This window comes from Dyella sp. 01L423 (assembly GCF_056399945.1).
This window is the reverse complement of record NZ_JBFTSI010000006.1, coordinates 237000-243204: the sequence shown is the minus strand read 5'-3', so window position 1 is coordinate 243204 and position 6205 is coordinate 237000. Positions and strand designations below refer to the sequence as shown.

Genomic DNA, 6205 nt, shown 5'->3' with positions numbered 1-6205 from the left:
GATGGCCGTCCGATTCAACGCGATGGGCGAGCTCGAAGCTGGGGAAGCTCCTAGGGTTGCAGAAGATGGTCACTCCCTTCACGGCCAGTTCTCCTAAGGCTACGTCGCCCAATCGCTTAGGTCCGCTTCGAGTCGAAAGCGGACCTTACAAATCTCGCAGCTCCGCTTCAACAAGCAGGGGAATGACACGCAACGGTAACGTCGTGACAAGGGAATCACGCTCGCGGTGCTATTGGACGGCGTCGACCGCCCGAGACGCCAGGGGACAGACCACGAGAGGAGGTGCCAGCGATGCCTACGATCACCACGCCGGACGGCGTAGAGATCTTCTATAAAGACTGGGGGTCCGGTCAGCCAATTGTCTTCAGCCATGGGTGGCCCCTGTCGGCCGACGACTGGGACGCCCAGATGACGTTTTCCTTCAGCACGGCTACCGGGTGATCGCCCATGACCGTCGCGGGCACGGTCGATCCGATCAAGTCGGCACCGGTAACGACATGGACCACTGGGTCGCCGACCTCGCTGCACTGACCGAGCACCTCGGCCTCCGCGAAGCGATCCACGTCGGACACTCCACCGGCGGCGGCGAGGTGGCTCGCTACGTCGCTCGTCACCAGGAGCGGGTCGCTAAAGCAGTGCTGGTGGCCTCGTTGACGCCGAACATGGTGAAGACCGACGCGAACCCTGCCGGTCAGCCGCGGGAGTGGTTCGACGCGGTCAAGGCGGGCATGCTTGGCAATAGGTCGGAGTTTTACCGGGCAGTCCCGGAGGGTCCGTTCTACGGATTCAACCGTCCGGGCGCAAAGCCGTCTGAGGCGGTAATCGCGAACTGGTGGCGCCAGGGCATGGCCGGCAGCGCCCAAGCCCATTACGAGACCGTCTCTTCCTGGCTGGAGGACTACACCGAAGATCTGAAGAAGATCACTGTGCCGGTCCTGGTCATGCATGGCGAAGACGATCAGATCGTCCCGTTCGCCAGTGCGGTGCCTCGCGCGGTCGACCTGCTCGCGAACGGCAAGCTGAAGACATACCCTGGCTTCCCGCACGGCATGCTGACCACCCACGCGGACGTCCTCAACCCTGACCTTCTCGCGTTTATCAAATCCTGACGGGACGTCCATCCGAACCAGAACTAGGCAATTCGAGTGGCGCGCCCCATGGGTGCGCCACTCAACCTACGTGTCTGCTTAGGGTCGGAAGCGAACATGCTGCAAACCAGTCCCACCCTATCTCCGGGCTGACTCAAGCGGTTTAGCAGCGGGATATCTCCGTACGAAGGCAACGGTTGCTTGTTCCGGTAGACCGATCAAGATAGTTGCACTGCTGTCCCAACATGCAATTTCAAACAAGGCATCCGGCAGCTGCGTTGAAACCACGGCACCACTCCAATAGTTAGCGTTGTCGTACACGTCAGGAGTTGCCTCGATAGGTCGCCGATAGCCCTTCGGGAAAGCACTGAAAACTCCGTAGATGAACTGGATACGAAGGGCAAGCGACGCCTGAAGATCGTGACCTGAAATCCAACGGTCACCCCATCCGAAAATGTCTTCGCCAAGATTGGTTTCGATATCACTGACGAACCAGTCGTAATCGGACGCAGCCATACCAAGAGCATCCAGCGTCTCGCCCAAGTCTGTGAAATAGCGGACGGAACCAGGGCCTTCAAGGATTAGATTCATGCACACCCCTCTGCCTTCCTACATACCGACTTACCTGCACTCCGAAAAGGTCCGCTCCGGGTCGGAAGCGGACCTTCCTAATCAGTTTCCAGCACGCCCGTTGGCTTCGGCGACGCGCAGGATCTCTTCGGCGCTCAGATCCCTATGGTTGTCACCAAACGGGGGCACCGTGCAATTACCCTCATTTTCTTACCCCCATAAATTAAAAGTGCACTCAATCAAAAGTGCACTCTGACCGGATTTCCGCCCCGCAGGCCAGGCAATCAATCTTGCATCCATGGTTTCGATCGGTACCGGTCCCAGCCGTCCGGAAGGATGGTGACGATCGGGCCGTCCATTTCGCCGCGGGCGGCAACGCGCATCGCCGCTGCCACGTTGGTGCCGGAAGATCCGCCGACAAGAAGCCCCTCTTCACGCATCAAGCGTCGAGCCACGCTAAAGCTTTCGTCATCGGAAATACGTTCGACGCTATCGATGACATCGCGATGCAAGTTGGCGGGCGGCTCCGCTGCGCCGATTCCTTCGACGGCGTACGATCCATCGGGACCGGGCGTTCCCGTTTCAACCCAATCTGCCAGAGCCGACCCCACAGGATCAGCCAGTATCACCGCAATGCCTTTGCGATGGGCCTTGAGTCGCCTGCCGACTCCGGAAATCGTGCCGCCTGTGCCCGCGCCTGCGACGAAGGCACCGATTCGTCCACCGGTCTGGTCGATAATTTCTTTTGCCGTCGTCTCTTCGTGAATACGAACATTCGCGGGATTGCTGAATTGGTCGGCGAGAAACCAGCCGTTTTCGCGCGCAAGGCGTTGGGCGACATTGCGGAAATTATCGTTGCTTGATGGCGGCGCGTTGGGCGTGATGATTACCGTTGCGCCCAGAGTTGTCAGGGCGCCGCGTTTGTCGAAGGACATCTTCTCGGGCATGACGCAAACAAGCTTGTAGTCACGGGCCGCAGCCACCAAGGCGAGGCCAACGCCGGTGTTGCCGGCCGTGGCTTCGATCAACGTCATGCCTGGCCGCAACAGCCCACGCGCTTCGGCGTCATCGACAATGGCCAGCGCAATACGATCCTTGATCGAACCGCCCGGGTTCAGATGCTCGCACTTCACCCAAATCTCGCAGGGCAGATGACTTCCGACCCGCCCGAGACGTACCAATGGTGTGCGACCGACCTGCTTGAGGATATCTTGGCTCATCGTGTGATCCGCTTATGTCCAATGACAGACGACATGCCGTTCCGCAAGCAAAACGGACAACGGGGTTGGAGCGCATTTCCCGTTTCCTGACCTCCGGAAATCGGAGGTGCATCCGGTCCGGATTTCCGGAGGGGGCATCTACCCCCTGCTCCTGCAATACCCGGCACTACCTCAACCGCTCCTCGATACACGCCCGGCAGCGCACTTCCAAACCGTATAGCCAATCATCACCGCAACGCCAGCGATGACAGCGGCCACCGCGCCGATTCTGGCGAGCTCCAGCGGTGCGAATGCCCACAGTGCGGACCACACGACGAAGGCCAGCGTCATCGCCCAGCCACCAACGCGCCCGATGGACTGCGCCAGGCTCGCGTGGTGAATGGTCCGCGGCGTGCCGGTCATCCGCTTGGGCATGAAGTTGCAGAAGGCTGCGAGGGCGAGGCCGATGATGACGTTGTTGCCACGCATGACTTGCTCTGCGTCGATCCATCCCTGTTTGCGGGCCAGGGTGAGCAGCAGAGCGCCGCCGATCATCACGGCCGCGAGCTTGAGTCCGAAGAGGATTTCTTTTTTTGCACGCTGAAGTTGGGAGTTCTCGCTCATTCGTCGGCTCCTTCTCGAGTGGGTTTGGGCTCGGCCGCGCCAGCGGCATTCGCCGGTGTGCGCTCGGCGGCACCGAAACCGAACAGCTGGGTGAAGCCCAGCAGTGCGTCCTCCAGTACCGACAACTTGAGCTGATAGGTGATGCTGGTGCCGATCTTGTTGGCCTCGATCAGGTCAGCCTCGCGCAGCACCGCAAAATGCGCCGACATGGTCGGTCGCGACACTGGGAAATGGTCCGATAGCTCGCCGGCGGTCATCGGACGCTGACGAAGCAATTCCAGCACCTTGCGGCGGGTGGGATCGGCCAGGGCTTTGAAGACGCTGTTCATTTGTAGATATTTAGCCAAATATCGAAATACTGCAAGTGCTCGCAGCCTCAGCACGTTTTACCCGGATACTATTGATTCCGGCAAATATACCCGGGTACATTTACTGGCCAACGCGCACCGTCGCGTTCCCACCAGGAGTCAACGACATGACGTCGCCGCAACAAACGACCCGCTATCTGGAACCCACGCAGCACGCCGGCCGCGCCTTCGTGATGCGGCAAATGGATGGCCAGGTGCTGATGCTCAATCTGCTGCGCTTCCGCGAAGTAGCCGACTACACCGCAACGCCGGAGCTGGCGCCGCCGTCGCCGATGTCCGGCGAAGCCGCCTTTCAGCGTTACATCGAGCACACCCTGCCTTACTTGCTTCAATCCGGAGGAAGCATCGAGTTCCTGGGCAACGGTGGTGCCTTGCTGATTGGGCCATCCGACGAGCGCTGGGACATGGCCATGCTGATTCGACAGCGCAGCGTCGAATCCTTCCTGGCCTTTGCGACGCACGAGGCTTATTTGTCCGGCCTGGGACATCGCACGGCGGCCGTTGAAGACTCGCGCCTGCTTCCTTTGTCCGACATGACGCCTCGGCCTTTGCAGGCCGAGGGTTGAGCAGGCGATCAACACGAAAACAATCGCACGGCGATCAGCCACGCCTCGTCCGCGTGGCAGGCGCTCAGTCGATGCGGTGGCTCAACGCGTAGTCGATCGCCGCACGCACGGCCGCCACCTGCGCATCGTTGCACTGCTGCGGCGTGGCGCGCGGGCTGTCGGGATAGACCTCGGTGGTTGTCGCATAGGGCGCGTTGGTGATGCCTGCGCACAGGCTCCACTGCTTCACCGGAAACTTGATCACGCCCGGCATCAGCAACGGCGACCCGATGATCTCGCCGCGGGCATCGGCATCGGCGATATGGGTCACTTTGGCGACCGCTTCGACGACGAACTGCTGGAATTCGGGCTGAGGACGATCCGTGTCGTCGACCAGATAGAAGCCGTCGGGTACTTCGCCAGGCTCAAACGGCTTGCCATCGCGCGATGCCAGCGCCGGGCGGAATTCCGATTCGTCCGAGTCGGTGGTTTCGTGCAGATCGATATGCATCAGCGCGCGATCGCGCAGCGGCTCCAGCAGATCCACCAGGGCCGCCGATTCGCCGGCGGGGCTGTGCTTGCGGAAATTGCGATTGGGATCGAGCGCCTCGGGATTCCAGCGATGAATGCGCTCGTAAGCCCACGGACTCACACAAGGCACCACCAACAAATTAGCGCGGCCGGCATAGTCGCGACCATGCTGCTGCAAGAACTGCAGCGCGCCATGCACGCCGCTCGTCTCGTAGCCATGCACGCCGCCCGTGACCAGCAACACCGGTAGATCCTCACGCCAATCGCGGCTGCGTACGGCGAGCAGCGGATAGTGCTCGGAGCCGTAATCCAGTGCACCGTACTCCACCACATCGAACGTCTCGCGCAGGCGATCGAGAACGCTCGCCACGTCATCCGCGTAGCTGCGCTGTTTACGCTGTCGTGCCAGCCACGCCGCACGTTCTGCCTCGCCCCAGGCCTGCCCGGGTGTACCGATGGGATAGAAATGCTCGCTGCTCATGTTGACGCCGTCGTGGTGGACCGGCGCGTACTTTAGCATTCGAGAGATACACCCAAAGCCAGCGGGACTTCTATCGCTTCAGACATCCCCTCGACTACGGATGACTGCCGGACTTCGCTCCGGGTTTGCCCGCCATGGGCTCGCTACCAGGCACGAGCTGCGCGGTGGGCGGCTTGGTGCATGGGAGCGGCGTGGCCGGGGCCTGCCTGGGCAAGATGGCGCCATGCACCAGGCCATCGCCGCCGGAGTCACCGGTGATCTGACTCGTGTCCATGTAGTAAGCGAGCTTGTCGCCGTGGAACTCACCGCGGCATTGCTGGTTCACCACGGCATTCGTCGTCAGCACGGCAATGCCGTTGGTGACGTCGTAGTCGAGCTTGGCGGCGTCGCCGGCCATCAGTTGGTTACTTTCGTCCAACTGCTGGATATGGGCCGCGTTGCCGGTCACCACGATGCGGGACATCTTTGAATTGCCATCGAGGTAGATCTTGGCCAGATCGCCCGTGATCAGCAGCGAGCCTTGAGTGATCTTGACCGAACCGGTAAGGGTGGTGATGGAGTTGGGTGCATCATAGGCATCGATGCTCTTGGCATCGTAGTTCATGATCTGCTCGCGATCGGTTTTCCTGGCAAGCGCATCCAGTGGCAGCGTGGCAAACAGCAGGCTCGAAGCGAAGCCGATGCATCGCAGTCCGAGTGAGCACAAACGAAGGCTTCCAGCGAACGGATGACGAGTACTGGCGTACATCAATGAGCTCCCGTTGGCGTCCATGGCAATGGCAGTGCCTGGCGGATGTTG

The 6205-nt window shown here is 60.9% G+C and carries 7 protein-coding genes and 1 pseudogene; 2 read left to right on the top strand and 6 right to left on the bottom strand.

Annotation, left to right across the window (positions count from 1 at the left end; genetic code table 11):
- Positions 1–291: 291 nt before the first annotated feature.
- Positions 292–1109 (top strand): annotated as a pseudogene (locus AC1DMY_RS17410) (alpha/beta fold hydrolase).
- Between the two features lie 117 nt (positions 1110–1226).
- Here AC1DMY_RS17410 and AC1DMY_RS17405 read toward each other — a convergent pair.
- The 4 genes from AC1DMY_RS17405 to AC1DMY_RS17390 form a co-directional block, all read right to left on the bottom strand.
- Positions 1227–1679, bottom strand: coding sequence for a hypothetical protein (locus AC1DMY_RS17405; protein WP_477166123.1), 453 nt, complete (start codon positions 1677–1679; stop codon positions 1227–1229).
- 263 nt (positions 1680–1942) lie between these two features.
- Positions 1943–2878 carry a PLP-dependent cysteine synthase family protein gene (locus AC1DMY_RS17400; RefSeq protein ID WP_477166122.1) on the bottom strand — a complete coding sequence of 312 codons (936 nt, stop codon included), beginning with the start codon at positions 2876–2878 and terminating at the stop codon, positions 1943–1945.
- A 171-nt stretch (positions 2879–3049) separates the two neighbouring features.
- Entirely contained in the window at positions 3050–3481 is a 432-nt protein-coding gene (locus AC1DMY_RS17395; RefSeq protein WP_477166121.1) for a hypothetical protein, read from the bottom strand.
- On the bottom strand, positions 3478–3810 hold the full coding sequence (locus AC1DMY_RS17390) for an autorepressor SdpR family transcription factor (RefSeq protein ID WP_477166120.1): 333 nt from the start codon (positions 3808–3810) through the stop codon (positions 3478–3480). The genes AC1DMY_RS17395 and AC1DMY_RS17390 overlap by 4 nt, the downstream gene beginning before the upstream one ends.
- Before the next feature lie 146 nt (positions 3811–3956).
- Here AC1DMY_RS17390 and AC1DMY_RS17385 point away from each other — a divergent pair, with 146 nt between their 5' ends.
- The gene (locus tag AC1DMY_RS17385) at positions 3957–4415 is read left to right on the top strand and encodes a hypothetical protein (RefSeq protein ID WP_477166119.1); all 459 of its coding nucleotides are present in this window, start codon (positions 3957–3959) and stop codon (positions 4413–4415) included.
- Positions 4416–4479: 64 nt separating this feature from the next.
- Here the strand turns inward: AC1DMY_RS17385 and AC1DMY_RS17380 are convergent, their stop codons facing one another.
- Together AC1DMY_RS17380 and lptA are read right to left on the bottom strand one after the other, a co-directional pair.
- Positions 4480–5406, bottom strand: a complete 927-nt coding sequence (locus AC1DMY_RS17380; RefSeq protein WP_477166118.1) for a M14 family metallopeptidase — start codon at positions 5404–5406, stop codon at positions 4480–4482.
- A 94-nt stretch (positions 5407–5500) separates the two neighbouring features.
- Positions 5501–6154, bottom strand: coding sequence for a lipopolysaccharide transport periplasmic protein LptA (lptA, locus tag AC1DMY_RS17375; protein ID WP_477166117.1), 654 nt, complete (start codon positions 6152–6154; stop codon positions 5501–5503).
- Positions 6155–6205: the final 51 nt, after the last annotated feature.

What these genes read in the sequence shown, in the direction of transcription:
- AC1DMY_RS17405 (WP_477166123.1), bottom strand. Translation starts at nt 1,679, where the DNA reads ATGAATCTAATCCTTGAAGGCCCTGGTTCCGTCCGCTATTTCACAGAC.
- AC1DMY_RS17400 (WP_477166122.1), bottom strand. Translation starts at nt 2,878, where the DNA reads ATGAGCCAAGATATCCTCAAGCAGGTCGGTCGCACACCATTGGTACGT.
- AC1DMY_RS17395 (WP_477166121.1), bottom strand. Translation starts at nt 3,481, where the DNA reads ATGAGCGAGAACTCCCAACTTCAGCGTGCAAAAAAAGAAATCCTCTTC.
- AC1DMY_RS17390 (WP_477166120.1), bottom strand. Translation starts at nt 3,810, where the DNA reads ATGAACAGCGTCTTCAAAGCCCTGGCCGATCCCACCCGCCGCAAGGTG.
- AC1DMY_RS17385 (WP_477166119.1), top strand. Translation starts at nt 3,957, where the DNA reads ATGACGTCGCCGCAACAAACGACCCGCTATCTGGAACCCACGCAGCAC.
- AC1DMY_RS17380 (WP_477166118.1), bottom strand. Translation starts at nt 5,406, where the DNA reads ATGAGCAGCGAGCATTTCTATCCCATCGGTACACCCGGGCAGGCCTGG.
- lptA (WP_477166117.1), bottom strand. Translation starts at nt 6,154, where the DNA reads ATGTACGCCAGTACTCGTCATCCGTTCGCTGGAAGCCTTCGTTTGTGC.